The following is an 18,006-nucleotide window of genomic DNA, read 5'->3' on the forward strand; positions in this document are numbered from 1 at the left end:
GGCTACGCAACAGACGCAGACAGGCGCCGAGAAGGACAGGCGCCCTGTGATCGCCCCGATGGCAGCTTTTGTCGACAGTGGCAACTATCGCCCCTTGTGCGTACGCACGACGGCACCTTTCCGCCCAAATGGCTCCTCGTAGGAGTCCGATTGTCAGATTTCTGGCTTCGTGCGTACGCTCAACCACCCATTTCTGCCATAGCCCACCCGGCCAACTGGGCAAATGTCGGGGCCGTGTCAAAAGTCACTGGTGGTGCGTACGCACATCCGTACCTTTCTGCCCAAAAAGTCCCTCGAGTGAGATGAGACAAAGGGACTGTCCCCTGTCTCATCTCCAGCCGCGCCCTCCGGGCATGCCCATGTCGCGCATCATCGACTGCATCTGGCGACGTTGCTTCTTGCTGCCACCCTGGGTAGCCGCACGCATCTTGCTCATCATCTTGTTCATCTCGCCCCACTGCTTGATGAGCTGGTTGACCTCCTGCACGCTGCGGCCAGACCCCATGGCAATGCGCTTCCTGCGCTGTCCGTTGATGATCTTCGGCCTTGCACGCTCCTCCTTGGTCATGGAGTGGATCATGGCCTCGATGCGCGTGAGCGAGTTCTCGTCCACGCCGCCCTGCTGTGCCATCGCGCGGTCGCCGCCAGGCAAGGCGGAGAGGATCTTGGCAAGGCCACCCATGCGCTTGATCTGCTGCATCTGGTTGAGCAGGTCATCCATCGTGAAGCCCTCGCGCAGCATGCGCTCTGCAGCGTCGATCTGCTCCTGGTCGGCCACCTTCTGGGCTTGCTCGATGATGCCGTAGACGTCGCCCATGCCCAGGATGCGCTTGGCCATGCGGTCGGGGTGGAAGACCTCAAGCGAGTCGGGCTTCTCGCCCATCGAGACAAACTTGATGGGCTTGCCCGTTACCGCACGAACAGAGAGCGCGCCGCCGCCACGGGCATCACCGTCAAGCTTGGACATGATGACGCCATCGAAGTCCACCCGCTCCGCAAAGGTCTGGACAACGTTCACGATGTCCTGGCCGGTCATGGCGTCAACCACCATGAGGATCTGGTCGGGCTTCACGGCCTGCTTGATGGCGACCGCCTCCTGCATCATCTCCTCGTCGATCTGCAGGCGGCCAGCGGTATCCACGATCACGATGTCGTTCAGGTGGTCGACGGCCTGGCGAATCGACTCGGAGGCAACCTTGACCGCATCCCTGCCGTCTCCGCGAAAGACCGGCACACCAATCTCGCCACCAAGCGTGGCCAGCTGGTCGGCTGCCGCAGGACGGTGCGTGTCGCAGGCGGCAAGCAGCGGAGAATGGCCCTGTCCCTTGAGGAGATAGGCTAGCTTGGCCGCTGCCGTGGTCTTGCCCGAGCCCTGCAGGCCCACGAGCATGATTACGTTGGGTGTGCGGTTCTGCGCCAGCACCAGCTTGGAATCGGTCGTGCCGAGAAGTTCGGTGAGCTGGTCGAGCACGATGCGCACAACGTTTTGCGCCGGCGTGAGCGAGTCGAGGACCTCGGCCGTGAGGCACTTCTCCTTGCAGGAGGCAACAAAGTCCTTGACCACGCGGTAGTTGACGTCTGCCTCGAGCAGCGCCATGCGAATTTCGCGCATGGCAACGTTGATGTCGGCCTCGGTGAGCTTGCCCTTGCCGCGAAGCTTCTCGAAGGTGTCCTGAAGGCGGTCGGAGAGACTGTTGAACATGGCTAGTTTCCTTCCCCAACGAGCGCACGGCAGAAGTCGAGCGCATTGAAGGTCTCAAGGTCGTCGATGGACTCCCCCACCCCAATGCGGTAGATGGGCAGCCCCAGCTGATCGGAGATGGCAAGCGCAATGCCACCCTTGGCGGTTCCGTCAAGCTTGGTCACGACGAGCCCGTCAAGGTCGAGAGCATCGTTGAACTCCTTTGCCTGGGCAAGGCCATTCTGGCCGGTAGTAGCATCAATCACGAGAACGACCGCAACCGGCATAGAGGTGCAGCGCCTACGCGTGACGTTTACCACCTTGGCAAGCTCGCGCATGAGGTCGGAGGAGGTGTGCAGACGCCCGGCGGTGTCGATGAGGACCAGCTGGGTGCCGCACCTCTCGGCCTCCTCGACCACGTCGTAGCAGACGCTTGCCGGGTCCGCCCCGCGCTCGCGCGTGATGACGTCCACGCCCGCGCGACGCCCCCATACCTCGAGTTGCTCGATGGCAGCCGCACGGAAGGTGTCAGCGCCGCCGATAAGGCAGCTCTTTCCCTCCCCGCGAGCGCGCCCGGCGAGCTTGCCCACCGTTGTGGTCTTGCCGGCACCGTTGATGCCCACGAACAGCACGCACGACGGCACGTCCTCGAAGGGGTCGCGCTCGGCGGTGTGGAACTCCTGAGCAAGACGGTTGGCGAGGGCGTCGCGCAGCTGATCCGAGCGCGTGAGGTTCTCGCGTGCCGCCTGCTCTCGCAGGTCATCGGCCACGCGCATGGCAAGCTCGCCTCCCATGTCACCCATCACGAGCGTGTCTTCGAGGTCCCCCCAGAAGTCTTCGTCGACCTCGCCGCCCATGTAGAAGATCTCGTTGATGGCCTCGCGCGAGCGCGAGAGGCCGCTCTTGAGCCTGTCGAAGAAGCCCATCAGGCATCGACCACCTTTCCAGTAGCCTTGTCGAGACGCTGAGAGACGACGTGGCTCACGCCGTCGGCCTGCATGGAGACGCCATAGAGGACGTCTGCCTGCTCCATCGTCCTTCTCTGGTGAGAGATGACGATGAGCTGCGTCGTGTCCTTGAGCTGTTCGATGGCGTCTAGGAACTTAGAGAGGTTGGAGTCGTCGAGCGCGGCCTCCACCTCGTCGAACACGTAGAAGGGCACCGTGCGCGTCCTGTATACCGCAAAGAGCAGCGCCAGCGCCGTAAGCGACTTCTCACCGCCCGACATGAGCGACATCTTGGTGATGCGCTTGCCCCTCGGCTGCGCCACGATCTCGACGCCCGTTTCGGAGAGGTTGTCCGGGTTGGTCATCTCGATGTGGGCATGGCCGCCCGGGAAGAGCATCGAGAAGATCTGCGTGAAGTTCTCGTTCACCTTGTCGAAGACCACGAGGAACCTGTTGCGCATCTTGCGGTCGATGGCGGCGTTGATCTTCTTCAAGGCAACGCGGGCCGCCTCGAGGTCCTGGACCTGCTCACCGATGTAGTCTGCACGCTGCTTCAGGTGCACGTACTCGTCCATCGCGACCTCGTTCACGGGGCCGATGGAGGCAAGCTGGGACTCAAGTTGGTTCGCCTCGCGCTCGGCGGCCTCACGATCCTCCGGCGCGGGAAGCGAAAGTGCCTCGTCGAGCACGGTGCCCGTTGCCTGAATGGCCTCGATGGCGTTTTGGACCTGCACCTCCAGGCGGCCAAGGTCAACCTTGACCGCAGAGGCCGCATCGCGGGCGCGGGTGAGCTCCGCGGAGGCATCGTTCACGGCAGACTTGGCGTTGCCAATCATGCGCTTAAGGGAGTCGGAGTCCGCCTCTGCCAGAGACGCTCGGTCCTTGAGGCGTGCTGCCCAGTCAAGCGCGCGAGAACGGATGGCATCGTAGCGGTCGTGAAGAGGGTCCACGCGCAGGCGCACCACCTCGAGAGCGCGCGAGCCCTCCTCGGTGGCCACAATGCGGGCGTCGAGGTCATGCTTGCGGTTGGCAAGCTCGCGCTCGCGAGACGAGAGGTTCCTCGCGCGCTCCTTGGCCATGGCAAGCTCGAGGCGAGCGTCCGAGAGTTCGTGGGACGCCTTGCCCTGGGCCCGCACGGCCTCGTCACGCTGCGTTCGCAGGTCGCTGAGGCCTGCCGAGAGCACCTCTGCCTTGGCACGGGCGGCAGCTGCCGCAGCCTTGTGGTCCTTGATGTGCGAGCGGGCGTCGGCAGCGCGCCCAGAGGCGGCATCGCGCTGGCGCGTGACCTGGCGCTGCTCGTCTGCGGCACGCTGGCGTTGGGCATCGAGACGGCCCATCTCAGACGTGACGGAGGAGAACTCTCCCGAGAGGCGCGCGACCTCACCCCTGGCCGACGCCGCACCCTCGCGGGACTCGGCAAGTGCGACCTCGGCGGATGCGACCTCCTGAGTTGCGGCAACAAGTGCACTCCGGAGCCCGTCCATGCCTTCCTCGAGGGCGCGGATGCGGCGCTTGCGCTCGAGGGCGCCCGCCTCGGTGGAAGGAGCGGTGCCGATGACGCAGCGCCCATCGGGCATCATGGTCACACCGTCGTGCGTGACGTAGGTGAGCACCGGCACCGCCTGGTGGGCCCGAATCGCCTCGTCGACGCTCCCCACAAGCCTCACATCGCCGAGCAGCGCAAAGAGCAGCGGGCGTGCGGCGTCAGAGACGCGCAGGCGGTCGATGAGGGGCTCGCCAGGGGCGCCATCATCCGCACCCGCACCAGGCATGGCCTCGCGGAAGACCACGGTTGCCCTGCCCTCCGTCCGTCCCTGCGAGAGCGCAGACGCTGCAAGCGTGCCGGCGTCGGCTGCGCTTGCCACCACGAAGGCAGCAAGGTCATCGCCGAGCAGGCGCTCGACGAGGGACTCCGTCGCCTCGCCCGCATCGATGAGGTCTGCCAGGCGGCACTCGACAAGGCCCGCCGCACGACCCTTCGAGACAGCCTCGGCTAGTGGGCTTGCCTTCTCGATGTTGGCATCAACCGAGCGCAGTGCCGAAAGCGTCGCCTCGGAGGACGAGAGCTTCGTGCGAGCAGAGCGCTCCTCGTCGCGAGCGCGCTTGAGCGCAGCCTGGACCTCCGCGATGGTGCCGCTGAGCGCTTCTGCCCTGGCACGGGCGCCGGCGAGCTGAGCCTCCAGGCGCTGCTTGCGTTCCCTGCGCTCTGCCAGGGCCTCCTCGGTCGTGGCGAGGGTCTCGGCCACCTGCTCGAGGCGGCTCCTGTACATGCCATCCTCGACTTCGGCGTTCGAAATCTGGTCCTCCAGCTTGGCGAAGGCGAGGGTCTCCCTATCCGCCTCGGCCCTAGCCTGCCGCTCGTCTGCCTGGCGCTTGTTGAGCGTATCCTCTAGCTCGCGCCGGCGCGCCACAGCCTCGCGCGACGCCTTCGAGAGCGCGTCCATGCCCTCCTCGAGCTCGCGTTGGCGCACGCGGGCATCCGAGAGGTCACCGGCCACGCGCTCGTGCTCCTCGGTCACGTCCGTACGCTGCTTGCGCATGGTGGAGAGCTGCATGCGCATCTCGGAGAGACGAGAAACCATGTTCTTGCCCTTCTCCTCCAAAAGGCGCATGTCCGAGTCCATGCGGCCGAGGATGTCTTGCATGCGGCGGCGCTGCTCGCCGAGGTCGCCCACGAAGAGGCCCTTCTGCTCGAGAAGCGACTGGTACTTCTCGAGCTCGGCAGACTTCTCGTCCAGACGGTACTGGGCAAGCTCTACGGCTGCATCGGCCTCGCGGCCGCGGGCGGAAAGCGTCCCGTAGGATGCCTGCAGCTGGCGCAGGTCGTCCACCGCAAGCCGTGTGCGCAGCTCAGTGAGGCGCTCTGTGATGTCGTGTGCGCGCTTGGCCTTGTCGACCTGGCGCTCGAGGGGCTTGAGCTGGCGGTTTATCTCGCGTTCGATCGCCTTGGCGCGCGCAAGGTTGTCATCCATCGAGGAGAGCTTGCGCAGGCTTCGCTCCTTGCGGCGACGGTGCTTGGAGATGTCGGCCGCCTCCTCGATGAGCTCGCGACGCTCCTCGGGGCGGCTCTGGAGGATGGAGTCGAGCTTGCCCTGGCTGATGATCGAGTGGGTGTCCTTGCCCAAGCCCGAGTCGTGGAGGATATCCTGCACGTCCATGAGGCGCGCGGGTGCGCCGTTGATGAGGTACTCGGACTCGCCCGAGCGATACATCCTGCGTGTGACGCCCACCTCGGAAAAGTCGATGGGCAGCGTGTGGTCGGAGTTGTCGAGCACCAGCGTGACCTCGGCCACGCCCACGGCGGGCCTGGCCGAGCTACCAGAAAAGATCACGTCTTCCATGGCCTGGCCACGGAGCATCTTGGCGCTCTGCTCACCCAAGACCCAAAGAATTGCGTCCGAGACGTTCGACTTTCCCGAGCCGTTGGGGCCCACGACCACGTTGAGACCGGAGTCAAAAGTCATGGCAGTCCTGTCGGCGAAGGACTTGAAGCCCTTGAGGGTGAGCGACTTCAGATACAAGGGTGGTCCTCTCGCTTCTTGTGCCTAGTACCCGGTCGTGTCGCCAGGGGCGCTGGCATCTGCGCCAGGGTCGCCGCCCTGCCCCATGCGCTCGAGGGCATCTGCAGCGGCCGCGTTCTCGGAACTCTTCTTGGACGGGCCGGAGCCCCTGCCCACGCGCTTGCCGTCGACCAGCACGACCGAGGTAAAGGTGGGGTCATGGGCGGGCCCCTTCTCGCCCACAAGCTTGTACTCGGGGGCAAGGCGAAGATCGCGCTGCGTAATCTCCTGAAGGCGAGACTTGGGGTTGATGGGCCGCTCGGAGAGCTTGTCGACAAGCTCGGGCGTAACGTGCGAGGAGAGCGTGCGCAGAACGAATGCCCTGGTATCCTCATAGCCGGCATCCAGGTACAGGGCACCCACGATGGACTCGTAGACGTTCTCCAGGGCGGAGTGCATGCCGCGAGCATGCGTGCCCTTCTCGGACTCGCCCACAATGATGAGCGGAGCGATGCCCAGGTCACCCGAGATCTCGGAGAGCGTCTCGCCAGAGACGAGCGAGATCTTGAGTCTGGTAAGGGCCCCTTCGTCGAGCGCAGGAAAGCGCTCGAAGAGCTCCGTGGCAACGATGGCGCCGAGGATGGAGTCACCCAAGAACTCGAGCCTCTCATACGAAGCCGAGACGGGCTTGCCCTCCACCGCCGAAGGATGGGTGATGGCAGACGTTATGAGCCTTTTGTCGGTGAAGTGGTGACCGCAGATGCGCTCCACCTCACTGATCTGTTCATGCGTGTCCAAATGAGAGAACTCCCCTGCTTGCCTACTGAGCGGCCTCGATGGCGTTCGCGGCGTCGCCCACGGTGGCGATCTTCTCGAGGGCCTCGTCGTCAAAGGTGAGGTCAAACTCGTCTTCGAGGGCGGTGACCAGCTCGAGAAGGTCAAACGAGTCTGCGCCGAGGTCCTTGAAGGCGGTCCCTTCAGTGAGCTTCACGCCCGAGGGGACCTCGAGGGTCTCGTTCACGACCGAGGTAACCTTCTCGAGAATGGCGTCATGGTCCATAGGTTCCTCCTTGCGGATTGAATGGATGGCGCGTGCGCAAGACGAAGCCGCCATGCGCACGAAGCATATGGTACCCGTTACTCGGCCGTCTCGCAGACCTTGGCAATGCGCTCACAGAGCCGCCCTCGAGCAGCGCGTGCACAGGCCAACGTCCCGTTGGCAACGGCCTCGGCACTGGTGCTGCCGTGACCCTTGACCACGGGCGCGCGCAGGCCGAGAAGGACGGCGCCACCCATTTCGTCGCCCGAGAGTTCGCCTGCAACGGACCTGAGCGCAGGCTTGAGCATGAGGGCCCCCAGGGCCGCGCTCTTGGAGTTGCCCGTCGCAGCCTTAACGCGCGACATGATGAACTTGGCTGTGCCTTCGACGGCCTTCAGGGCAACGTTTCCAGTGAAGCCGTCGGAAACAATCACATCAAAGGTACCGGCGAGGAGGTCGTTGCCCTCGGCGTTGCCCACAAAGCCGCAGTTGCCCTCGCTGAGTGCCTGGTGGTACTGGAGCGCAAGCCCGGAGCCCTTGGTGTCCTCGGAGCCATTGCTGAGAAGTGCCACGCGCGGCTCCTCGATGCCAAGGACCACCTGCGCGTAGGCGCACCCCATATGCGCAAACTGCACGAGAGTGTCTGGATGGACGTCGGCGTTGGCACCACAGTCGAGAAACACCGTCTTCTTGCCCGTGACGCCGGGGATGGCAAGGGTGAGCGCAGGCCTGCGGATGCCCTTGATGCGGCCAATGCCGAAGGTGGCTGCCGTGAGCACCGCACCTGTGGAACCAGCCGAGAAGAGGCCGTCTGCCTCGCCCGCGCGAACCGCAGCGGCCGCGCGCACGATGCTTGCGTCCTTTTTCTTGCGCACCGCGTTTGCAGGGTGCTCGTCCATGCCAATGACCCCAGTGGTCACAAGGGCACTCGTACGCTCGTGGTCACGGGCGCAGGGCTCAACCACCACGGCATCGCCTACTACGAGAACCTTAAGCTCGGGATCGCGCTCGAGCGCCATGGAAACGCCCTCGAGCAGCACGGAGGGTTCCCGATCCGATCCCATGACATCAACGCAAATTGTGGTCATGCATCCTCCAAGGTCGCAATGAGGCACTCGCGTGCGCGACTAAAAAAGGAGGCCGACCCCAGAAGGGACCGACCTCCCAGGCCATGTTGCTGGTATGAGGCTACTCGGTGACAACGACCTCGCGGTCCTTATAGTAGCCGCAGTTAGGGCACACGTGGTGCGGCAGCTTGGGGGCACCGCAACGCGGGCACACGGACCGGGCCGGAGTGGCGACCTTGCTGTTGGCCGAACGACGGGTGCGCGTGGCTGCACGGCCCTTTTTCTGCTTAGGAACTGCCATCTTGAACCTCTCTTGCTCTTACGCCGCGCCCCTCGTGGAGACGCGGGGCAACTTGACCAAAAATCATGCGCCGATGACTATACCACGCAATACGGCACATGCGCTAGTTGTGGCAATATCTTCACTCTGCGTGAGGCGCGCCGCCTTGGGGAGCGTTCTGGAGCTGACTCCCGGCCTCCGGCACGACGTCCTGGTCATGCTTCTCATGGCCCAAATCGAGTGAGGCGAGAACCGCAAAGGGACTGGACTTCAGGCGCTCCTCCTCCATCTGGGCGGCGTGCCCGCAGCCCTCCTCGTTGAGGTTGGCGCCGCAGACGGGGCAAAGACCCCTGCAGTCCGGGCGGCACAGCACCACGAAGGGCGTCTCCATGACAAGGGCCGAGAGAAGCGCGCCAGAGAGGTCGATGGTGCTGTCTGCCGAGACAAGAGAGAAGTCTATCTCGTCCTCATCGTCACCACCACCCGTATCCTCGGGCTCCTCGAAGAGGTAGTACTCGTCGACCTCGCCGCTCACGTCAAACTCCGCATCGCTCAGGCAGCGATCGCACGGGCCAACCACATGTGCCGTGAGAATGCCGGTGGCGAGAATGCCCTCGCCGGCGTTGGTGAGCATGAGGTCGTAGTCGATGCCCTCGGGAAGCGAGAAGTCACGCTCGCCCAGCGAGTAGGACTTCTCGTCGAGGTGACCCTTGAGGGGCAGAGTGTCCCCTGCCTCGCCAAGGCGTGCGTCAAGCGCAAAGACGACTGGCTGCATGACGCTTACCAGGGGACGTTGTTCGACGTGTTGCGCGGGCCGGAGTTCTCGTCGAGCGTCTGGCGAACGCGGGAGACCGAGTTGGTAAGCGACTTGAGGTTCTCCTCGAGATGCGCGAGGACGGTGTCCGCGTACTCCTCGGCGTTGTAGCGGGTGTCGCGCTCGTACTGGGCGGCCTGGTCCTTGATGCTGTCGGCCTGCTGCTGGGCCAGACGCACGACCTCCTGGTCACCGGCGAGGATCATGGCCTGCTGCTGGGCGTCAGCGATGATGCTGTCGGCCTGCTGCTGGGCACGGTCGAGCGTCTCCTGCTCCTCCTTCAGGATGCGACGGGCATCCTGAAACTCCTGCGGGAAGACCCTGCGAATCTCGTCGAGAATCTCGTACACATCCTGCGAGTCGACGATCTTCTTCTGACCGCCGCCGGTAAGCGGGGACTTCGCCTCGTTCACTAGCTGCTCGAGCTCGTCGACCAGGCTCTCTATTTCTTCACCCGGCTGCATCCAGGTCTCCTTTCAAATACGGGCCACTGCTCGGGCATGCCCGTGCGCTGCCCAAGGGGCATATCACTTTGATGGTAGCAGAAAAGAGCCTCAAGTCCTCAAAGGAGCTAAAGCTCACGCATAGTGCGCACGGAGGCACACGGCAACGTTGGGCGGAACGAGGAAGTCAACGTCTCCCCCCATGGCCGCGATCTCGCGCACGACAGAGGAGGAGACATAGCCGTACTGGGGGTTTGACATGACGAAGATGGACTCGAGGTCGGGTGCCATGTAGGTGTTGAGGTCGGCCTGCTGCAGCTCGTACTCAAAGTCGGTGGTGGCGCGCAGGCCCTTGACCACGCCACCCGCGCCCTGCTTCTTGCAGAAATCAACGAGCAGCCCACAGAATGGCACCACTTCGACACCGTCTTCCATCCCGTCGTCGAGAAGGGCGCCCTTGAGCATGTCAACGCGCTCCTCGAGCGTGAACTCGGTGCCGGTGTCACGCTTGTGCCGCGACTCCGCTACGGCAACCGTGACCCGCGGGAAGAGCTTTCGGGCACGGCGAATGACGTCCATGTGGCCCAGGGTCACCGGGTCAAAGGTGCCAGGCACCACCACATGCGTGCAGAGATTGCTAGCCAACGTCCGATCCTTTCTCGAGGAGGTCCACGCAGGTGATGCCGTGACGATTGGTTCGCACGGGGGCAAGCCCCGCCACGTCAAGCTCTGGGGCCTCGGCGGAGCGCTCGTAGGCCACGATTGCCCCAGGGGGGAGCGCGCCATGCGCAGAGAGATGCTTGAGCATATCACTCACAAGGGCCACCGAAAGGGCATAGGGCGGATCGAGAAACACCACGTCAAAGGGTGCTCCGGCAATGCGTCCCCTCTCGGCGAGCTGACAGGCATCGCCACGGAGAACGGCGAACACGTCCTTCTCGGCACCAACCAGTCCCAGATTGCGGCGCACCCGGGCTACGGCGCGTGAGTCCTGGTCGATGAAGGTGCAGTGCGCGGCGCCGCGCGAGAGGAGCTCGATCCCCATGGCACCCGAGCCTGCAAAGGCATCGAGCACCGAGGCACCACCAAGGTCAAGCCCACGTGCCGAGAGAATCATCGACGCCATGGCCTCGCGTGTGCGGTCCGTCGTGGGACGGGTGACACCACGCCCATCGGGAGACTCCAGGGACCTTCCGCCCCACTTGCCACCAACAACCCTCATGCCTTGTCCAGCTCCTCAAAGTAGGCGCCAAAGCGGTCCCTTGCCTCGAGCGCCATGGGGCGAAGCTCGGGGCCGGAAAGAGAGGGGTCCTTGGCGAAGATCTCTTGCGCGTCCTCGTGGGCCGCAACCACGAGGTCCTCGTCCGCCGCAAGGTCACTCACACGCAGCGTGATGCCGCCATGCTGGCGATACCCCAGGACCTCGCCCTCGCGCCGCAGCTTGAGGTCGAGACGCGCCAGCTCAAAGCCGTCTGCCGTGCTCTCAAGGGCCGAGAGCCGCTTGCGGGCCGGTGTCCCCTGCTTCGCGGCACAGGAGAGCCAGACCTCGCCCGGCCAGTCGCCGCGCCCCACGCGACCACGCAGCTGGTGCAGGGTCGCCAGACCAAAACGGTCCGCGTCGTGTATGAGCATGACCGTTGCGTTGGGCACGTCGACGCCGACCTCGACCACCGTTGTGGCCACCAGGACATCCACCCTGCCCGCACGGAACTCCTCCATGACGGCGTCCTTGTCGGCAGCAGACATGCGACCGGTGAGCAGGGCGCATGCGAGGTCTGGAAAGACCCGCTCGGAGAGCTCGGCCAGAGTCGAGGTGGCAGAGCGCACGCGAGTGCCCTTGCTGCGCTGCGACTCCGGAACGTCGTCGAGGTCGCTTCCCAGGCCGTCACCTGAGTCGGCGTCGTCTACCAGGGGACAGATCACATAGGCCTGGTGGCCCGCCTCGACGGCGCTGCGAATGGAGCCGTAGGCGAGGTCGAGGTTCTCGGGCGTGACGATGCTCGTGGTGACACCGGCCGTGGCTCTTGGACGATTGCGGATGCAGGACAGCGAGACGTCGCCGTAGATCGAGAGCGCAAGCGTGCGTGGGATGGGCGTTGCCGTCATGGCGAGAAGGTCTGCCCCCGCACCCTTGCGACGCAGTGATGCACGCTGGTCCACGCCAAAGCGGTGCTGCTCGTCGACGACCACAAACGTGAGACGGGCAAACGCGATGTCATCGGAGAGCAGGGCGGTGGTGCCAAAGGTCACGCAGAGCTCGCCCGCGGCCGTGCGGCGGGCTGCCTCGGCACGCTCGGCGGACGGGGTCGCACCCGTGACGAGCGCCCACGTGATGCCCGCTGCATCGAGAATGGGCCCGAGCTTCTCGGCATACTGCCGCGCAAGAACCGAGGTGGGTGCCATGACAGCGCCCTGGGTCCCGGTGTCTGCCACGGCTGCCAGGGCCACGGCGGCCACGGCCGTCTTGCCCGTGCCCACGTCGCCCAAAAGCAGGCGGTTCATGACGCGGGGAGCGGCCATGTCGGCAAGAATCTGATCTGCGGCGTGGCGCTGCTCGTCGGTGAGCGAGAAGGGCAGCGCGGCGAGAAGGGCGTCCATGTGCGGCCCCGAGCTTGCATGCGTGGTTGCGCGCACGTCCCCCAGCTCGATGGCCTGACGGCTGAGAAGGGCCACCTGAAGGCAGAGGAGCTCGTCAAAGGCAAGGCGCCGGCGCCCCTCCTCCGCCGTGGCGAGGCTCTGTGGGAAGTGGACCTCGCGGACGGCGCGCGCAAGCGTCATGAGCCCATGGCGCTCCACAAGCGTCGCGGGCATCCAATCTGCCACGTCGCCCACGTCGGCAAGCGCGCACGAGACGATGCGGCGCATCCATGAGGTGGTAATCCCCTCCCCCACGGAATGCACGGGCAGCACCCGACGATAGCTTGAGGCGTTGGCGTTTGGCTCCAGGACCTCGTGGAAGGGCGCACGCATCTGCTTGAAGCCGTAGGCGAAGTCCACCTTGCCGGAAAGCGCGATCTTGTCGCCACGCCTGACCTGCTCAGCCAGCCATGGCTGGCCAAAAAAGCTTGCCGAGAGCACGCCGGTCTGGTCAACCACGAAGAGCTCGACCACCGTGAGACGCGGACGAGGCCGCTTGAGCTCGACCTTGTCGACGGTACCCACGACCGTTACCTCGCTGCCGAGGTCGGCATGGCTTATGGGCACCACGTGGGAGTAGTCCACGTAGCGGTGTGGCACATGGAGAAAGAGGTCGCGCACCCGGTGGATGCCGAGGCGCTCCAGCGCGTCGAGGCGCGATGACGCGCCCCTCGACGAGACATAGCGCAGGCGCGAGACGCCGTCCGTGAGGGCAAGCGTCCTATCGACGCGTCCCGCAGCCGCCCCGACGCTCGGAGTACCGGCTGCGGGTGACGGATGCGGGACACCCATGGGCCACTACTCGATAGAGAAGACGATGGGATAGAGGGGCTGCTCGCCGCGGTGGGAGTCAATCTCGAGCGAGGGCTCGGAAGCCGAGATGGCTGCGACGATATCCTCAAACGAAGCGTCATCGAGGTCCGCGCCCGCGAGGATGGTGAGGGTGTCGCCCTCCTCCGCCTCCTGCATGCGATGCACAAGCTCGACCGTGACGTCTTTCACCGACGAGCCGACGACGATGATGTCCCCGTCCTCGATGCCCATGACGTCACCGGCGTGGATGGGCGAGCCGTCGGCCGCCTGGGAATCGCGCACGGCACGGGTGACCTCGCCGCCACGGACCTCGGCGATGGCCTCGGTCATGGCATCGACGTTGTCTTCGAGGGTACCATCGGGATCGGCGACAAACATTGCCGAGAAGGCCTGGGGCACGGTCTTGGTGGGAACCACGGCCACATGGACGTCCTCGCAGGCAGAAGCCGCCGCCTCGGCGGCCATGCGGATGTTGCCGTTGTCGGGAAGCACGATGACATTCTCGGCGTTGGCCTTCTCGACAGCAGCAAGGATATCGGCGGTCGAGGGGTTCATGGTCTGACCACCCGAGACAACGACGTCGACGCCAAGGGAGGTGAGGATGGACGCCTCACCGGAGCCTGCGGCAACTGCGACAAAGCTCAGAGGCTTCTTGGGGGCCTTCTGCTCGACGGCCTTGTCCGCAGCAATCTTTGCCGTGCGCTCGTGAGCCTCGAGGTCCATGTTGTGGATGAAGACCTCAAAGATCTGGCCGTACTCGAGCATGTAGGCAAGGACCTTGTCGGGCGTGTTGGAGTGCACGTGCACCTTGTAGTCAGGGTACTCACCCACGAGAAGCTCGCAGTCGCCCATGGTGGCAAGGAAGGCAAGCGCCGCGTCGTGGTCGAACGACTCGTTGTTGGCGTGGAAGAGGAACTCGTTGCAGTAGCGGTACTGGGAACCCTCCCAGTCGTCGTTGAGCTCGATGGCGACCTTGGAGGAGACGGCCGCCTTGGCGTCTTCGGAGTCGACGGTGGTCTTGAAGTCCGAGATCTCGCCGGCCTTGCCCTCGACGGCGTTCACGAAGGCCTCGAAGAAGGTGGCAAAGCCAAAGGCACCCGAGTCTACCACGCCGTTCTCCTTGAGAACGGGCAGGAGCTCGGGCGTGCGGGCGACAGACTCGTACGCTTCGATGACCAGTGCGTCGAGCATCTCGATTGCGGAGACACGGGCCTTCTCGAGCTGGTCGGCGCGAGTAGACATGTCACGCAGGACGGTGAGGATCGTGCCCTCGACCGGCTTGCGAACTGCCTTAAAGGCGACCTTGACCGAGCGACGGAACGCGTGCGCGATGTCTGCGGAAGTGGGATTGTCCTGGTCCTTGGCATCGCAGAGACCTTCTGCAAGGCCACGGAGAATCTGGGAGGTAATGACGCCCGAGTTGCCACGCGCGCCCATGAGTGAGCCGTGGGTTATCGCCTTGGCGATGTCCTCGATGGTGGCATCTTGGGAAAGCGCCTCCACCTCCTTGACGACGGTTCCCAGGGTAAGCGACATGTTGGTGCCGGTGTCACCGTCGGGAACGGGGAAGACGTTGAGCTTGTTGATCTCCTCTGCACGATCGGCAACAACGTTCGCCGCCACGGGGAAGCACGTACGGATGACTGACGCAATCATCTTATTGGACCTCGGTTCTTTCTCAGCGGCCTAGCGATTGGAGCGGAGGCCCTCGATGTGGACAGTGACCTTGATGTCGTCAAGCTCGGCAATCTGCTTAAGGATGAACTTGACCGAGCTGGTGAGGTTGTTGACGACTGACGCCATATTGACGCCCTGCTCGACAACGACATGGAGGTCGACCGAGAGGTGACCATCAGGCGTGACGCTGACGTCGATGCCGCGGCGCAGGCGGTTTGTGGGCAGGAGCTGAGCGACGCCGCCCTGCTCGTCGATGAGCGCCATGCCAACGACACCGTAGCACTCCAGCGCAGCGTAGCCAGCCAGATCTGCAATGCAGTCGTTAGAAACTTTGAGCGCTCCCGGAACGACACCGGCCATGGGGTCTCCTCTCAAAGCCCTCGTGGGTGCGGGGGCGATAGAAACGACAAAATCCATGTGATTATAGCGCAGGCTCGTGCAAACGCGTGACCGTCCCGCGGAGGGGTGCAGGCGGGGGTCTCAGCCCGACGGGTCCCAGCCCAACGCCGACGAGGCCAATGCCAAGAAGTTGTGTGTATCCCTTGCGAGAAACACCCCAAGTGGTATATTTGCAAGGCTTGTTGATTAACGGGCGCGCGAGCGCCGCACTTTGGAGGTCAAGGTCATGTCGAAGGTTTGTGATATCTGCGGCAAGCACGCCGTTGCCGGTCATTCCATCAGCCACTCCCATCGCACGGTTGCTCGCACGTTCAAGCCAAACATCCAGCGCGTCTCCGTCGTTGTCGACGGCCGGCGCAAGAAGCTGAACGTCTGTACCAGGTGCCTCAAGAAGGGTAACCTCGTTCGCGGGTAGTCCTCTGGATTGCATGTGACACGCGGAGCCGCGCCGTTCTGGTGCGGCCCCTTTTTTGGTCGAGCCTTCTTCTTTCCAGTTGCTTGTTGTTTTTCGCCGTTTAGAAGTTTCTCGAACGTTTAGTCCCACTTAAACGGCAATTTTCTACGGGTGGATAACGGCTCCGCAAAATCCGAACGGTTAGCAATGCTTAAACGGCGATTTCTCACGCCTTGACAACGGCTCCGCAGACTCTCGCCGTTTAGAGGAGCCTAAATGCCCGAAAAGCACGGCATGCCGGCCGTCGCCAGGGCCAGCCGCATCGGCCACCACCAGCCACGCCGGCACTCCCTACCTCAACAAAAACGCCGCAACGGCACCCGAGCTCACTAAGACCACGGCGTTCTTCTTCACCACCACGTTCGAGATTCCTAGGTCGTTGAGAAGCCCAAGCGGACGCTTCTCGAGACACCACCTCATGCCCGACTCGCTAATCACCGTCCCCGGCGCCACAGCAACCGCAGAGAAGGTATGGCCCTCTGCCCTCTCGCCAAGCCGCCACTCCGACGCGCCCCCAGCGGCGACAATACGCATCTCGAAGGAGTCCTCCACCAACGCGGGCCAGGCGTCGGCAGCGCTGGCGAGAAGGCCCACCACTCCCAGCGCGTGGTCCGGACGCCCGCCAGACGCGCAGGTCACCGTCAGGCGCAGCGGGCGCCCTTGTCGCGCAGCTTCATGGCGTGCGCAATCGATGGCAAGCGAGAGGTCCGTGGCGTACTTCTCGGAAGGAAACTCGATTGTGCGGCCAGCCTGCTCGCTCGCCCAGGCACCTGTCGCCGCGGAAACGGAGTCGTGGTCGCCGCAGTACGCGTTTGGCGCCACGCCGGCTGCCCGGCATGTTTCGGCACCGCAATCCGCTGCGACAACGTAGTCCGCCTCGGCGGCAAGTCGCGCGACCAGCTCCGGTGAGCTTGGCGTGGGCGACCCGTCCACCACAAGGGCACGCAGCGGATTCGCGTCGGACGGCACCTCTGCAGTCTGCGGCGTCGGCGCTGCATAGTCCTTGATGAGTGCCACGGAGAGCTCGGCGAAGCCATGCACGTATATGTCGCACCAGGGCTCCACATCCCTCTCGTCTCGACCGTCGTGGTCATTCATAAGCCCCACGACGTTAAAGCCCGCACGCTTGGAGGTACGCACACCAAATGGCGCGTCCTCAAAGACCCAGGTATCCTCCACCGGCGTGCCTAAGCGCCGAGCCGCCTCAAGATAGACGTCGGGGAATTCCTTGTCGCGCTCCCCCACCTGCTCCGTTGTCACGATGTCCTTGAAGAAGCGAGAAATGCCGTGCACCTCAAGCGCCACCCGAACCTCGCGCAGCGGCGTCGAGGTCGCGATGACCATGGGGACGCCAGCGGCGTCAAGCTCCGCGAGAAACTCCTTGGCCCTGGGCATGAGCTTGACATCATGCGCGTAATGGCGCCGAACGATGGCTGCGACTTCCTCGTAGAGTTCCTCTGGCGACGCAGGCACGCCCAGCTCGTCGTGGATTGTCCGGCAGCCGTCGAGGAGACTGACCTTCTCGATGCGGGGAAAGAAGTCATCGCCGGCGCTTTGGATGCCATGGGCCTGAACGACCTCTTTCATGACCCTGCCCCACATGGGCATGGAGTCAATGAGCGTTCCGTCACAGTCGAAAATGGCACCCTTGAAAGCCATCGTCTCTCCCTGCGGCACACAGCCGTCACGTCGCGAGCAGATTCGGTGTTGTCCCCAGGCGAGCCCAGCGTGAGTTGGCAGCAACCTGTCCAGTTGGGTAAAGTATCCCATGGCTTAGACGCTGTCGCGCCCGCCCGAGATACCATACAGCATCTGCACCAAGCTTCCGGAGGAAGAAGAATATGGCTCGTTATGATTACAAATGCCCCTCATGCGGTTCGACTTTCGAGGTCGAGCACCCCATGAGCGCTCATCCCAAGGTGAACTGCCCCAAGTGCGGCCACGAGGCCGAGCGCGTGTTCGAGACCTCGGGAATTGTCTTCCAGGGATCGGGGTTCTATAACACCGACCAGCGAGGGAAGTAGCTCTCGCGGTACAGAGAATCCGTACCCCAGGCAACATGCAGCAGTCCAAGGTCCCCGTCGCTTCTCGACGGGGGCCTTGGACTGTGTCGCGCCCTCGCCCCGATGAGCTGTACGGCGGACGGGTCAAACTCGCCCGCGCCAGGTCAGCCCGACAACTTGCGCCCAAGCCCATCTTTGGGCGCATATGACGCATCGGGTTCCCTTAGAATCAGGGGGAGAGTATATTGGCTT

At 64.0% G+C, this 18,006-nt stretch carries 17 protein-coding genes; 2 read left to right on the forward strand and 15 right to left on the reverse strand.

Annotated features, from left to right (window positions below):
• Positions 1–328: 328 nt before the first annotated feature.
• The 14 genes from ffh to ACO59D_RS03830 form a co-directional block, all read right to left on the reverse strand.
• Positions 329–1,702, reverse strand: coding sequence for a signal recognition particle protein (ffh, locus tag ACO59D_RS03765; RefSeq protein ID WP_485125829.1), 1,374 nt, complete (start codon positions 1,700–1,702; stop codon positions 329–331).
• A 2-nt stretch (positions 1,703–1,704) separates the two neighbouring features.
• Positions 1,705–2,607 (reverse strand): signal recognition particle-docking protein FtsY, encoded by a 903-nt coding sequence (gene ftsY / locus ACO59D_RS03770; protein ID WP_485125830.1) that lies wholly within the window; start codon positions 2,605–2,607, stop codon positions 1,705–1,707.
• Positions 2,607–6,149, reverse strand: a complete 3,543-nt coding sequence (gene smc, locus ACO59D_RS03775) for a chromosome segregation protein SMC (protein WP_485125831.1) — start codon at positions 6,147–6,149, stop codon at positions 2,607–2,609. The genes ftsY and smc overlap by 1 nt, the downstream gene beginning before the upstream one ends.
• A gap of 24 nt (positions 6,150–6,173) precedes the next feature.
• Positions 6,174–6,926 (reverse strand): ribonuclease III, encoded by a 753-nt coding sequence (gene rnc, locus ACO59D_RS03780; protein ID WP_130811951.1) that lies wholly within the window; start codon positions 6,924–6,926, stop codon positions 6,174–6,176.
• 22 nt (positions 6,927–6,948) lie between these two features.
• Positions 6,949–7,188, reverse strand: a complete 240-nt coding sequence (acpP, locus tag ACO59D_RS03785; RefSeq protein ID WP_130811950.1) for an acyl carrier protein — start codon at positions 7,186–7,188, stop codon at positions 6,949–6,951.
• 77 nt (positions 7,189–7,265) lie between these two features.
• Complete coding sequence (gene plsX, locus ACO59D_RS03790) at positions 7,266–8,255, reverse strand: phosphate acyltransferase PlsX (RefSeq protein ID WP_485125832.1); 990 nt, start codon at positions 8,253–8,255, stop codon at positions 7,266–7,268.
• A gap of 100 nt (positions 8,256–8,355) precedes the next feature.
• Positions 8,356–8,535 (reverse strand): 50S ribosomal protein L32, encoded by a 180-nt coding sequence (gene rpmF / locus ACO59D_RS03795; protein WP_320832299.1) that lies wholly within the window; start codon positions 8,533–8,535, stop codon positions 8,356–8,358.
• 121 nt (positions 8,536–8,656) lie between these two features.
• Entirely contained in the window at positions 8,657–9,289 is a 633-nt protein-coding gene (locus tag ACO59D_RS03800; RefSeq protein ID WP_485125833.1) for a YceD family protein, read from the reverse strand.
• A 5-nt stretch (positions 9,290–9,294) separates the two neighbouring features.
• The gene (locus ACO59D_RS03805) at positions 9,295–9,792 is read right to left on the reverse strand and encodes an ATP synthase subunit B family protein (RefSeq protein WP_130811946.1); all 498 of its coding nucleotides are present in this window, start codon (positions 9,790–9,792) and stop codon (positions 9,295–9,297) included.
• A gap of 114 nt (positions 9,793–9,906) precedes the next feature.
• Complete coding sequence (coaD, locus tag ACO59D_RS03810; RefSeq protein WP_256386421.1) at positions 9,907–10,416, reverse strand: pantetheine-phosphate adenylyltransferase; 510 nt, start codon at positions 10,414–10,416, stop codon at positions 9,907–9,909.
• Positions 10,409–10,993 (reverse strand): 16S rRNA (guanine(966)-N(2))-methyltransferase RsmD, encoded by a 585-nt coding sequence (gene rsmD / locus ACO59D_RS03815; protein ID WP_485125834.1) that lies wholly within the window; start codon positions 10,991–10,993, stop codon positions 10,409–10,411. The genes coaD and rsmD overlap by 8 nt, the downstream gene beginning before the upstream one ends.
• The gene (locus ACO59D_RS03820) at positions 10,990–13,200 is read right to left on the reverse strand and encodes an ATP-dependent DNA helicase RecG (RefSeq protein WP_485125835.1); all 2,211 of its coding nucleotides are present in this window, start codon (positions 13,198–13,200) and stop codon (positions 10,990–10,992) included. Before ACO59D_RS03820 ends, rsmD begins: the two co-directional genes overlap by 4 nt.
• Positions 13,201–13,206: 6 nt before the next feature.
• The gene (locus ACO59D_RS03825) at positions 13,207–14,877 is read right to left on the reverse strand and encodes a DAK2 domain-containing protein (RefSeq protein WP_130811943.1); all 1,671 of its coding nucleotides are present in this window, start codon (positions 14,875–14,877) and stop codon (positions 13,207–13,209) included.
• A 30-nt stretch (positions 14,878–14,907) separates the two neighbouring features.
• Positions 14,908–15,258, reverse strand: a complete 351-nt coding sequence (locus ACO59D_RS03830) for an Asp23/Gls24 family envelope stress response protein (protein ID WP_130811942.1) — start codon at positions 15,256–15,258, stop codon at positions 14,908–14,910.
• A 265-nt stretch (positions 15,259–15,523) separates the two neighbouring features.
• Between ACO59D_RS03830 and rpmB the strand changes: the two genes are divergently transcribed.
• The gene (gene rpmB, locus ACO59D_RS03835) at positions 15,524–15,712 is read left to right on the forward strand and encodes a 50S ribosomal protein L28 (RefSeq protein ID WP_130811941.1); all 189 of its coding nucleotides are present in this window, start codon (positions 15,524–15,526) and stop codon (positions 15,710–15,712) included.
• Positions 15,713–16,042: 330 nt separating this feature from the next.
• Here rpmB and ACO59D_RS03840 read toward each other — a convergent pair whose 3' ends face one another.
• Positions 16,043–17,410, reverse strand: coding sequence for a thiamine diphosphokinase (locus tag ACO59D_RS03840; RefSeq protein WP_485125836.1), 1,368 nt, complete (start codon positions 17,408–17,410; stop codon positions 16,043–16,045).
• 182 nt (positions 17,411–17,592) lie between these two features.
• Between ACO59D_RS03840 and ACO59D_RS03845 the strand changes: the two genes are divergently transcribed.
• On the forward strand, positions 17,593–17,775 hold the full coding sequence (locus tag ACO59D_RS03845; protein WP_130811939.1) for an FmdB family zinc ribbon protein: 183 nt from the start codon (positions 17,593–17,595) through the stop codon (positions 17,773–17,775).
• Positions 17,776–18,006 lie beyond the last annotated feature (231 nt).

The organism is Tractidigestivibacter sp. (genome assembly GCF_057241865.1).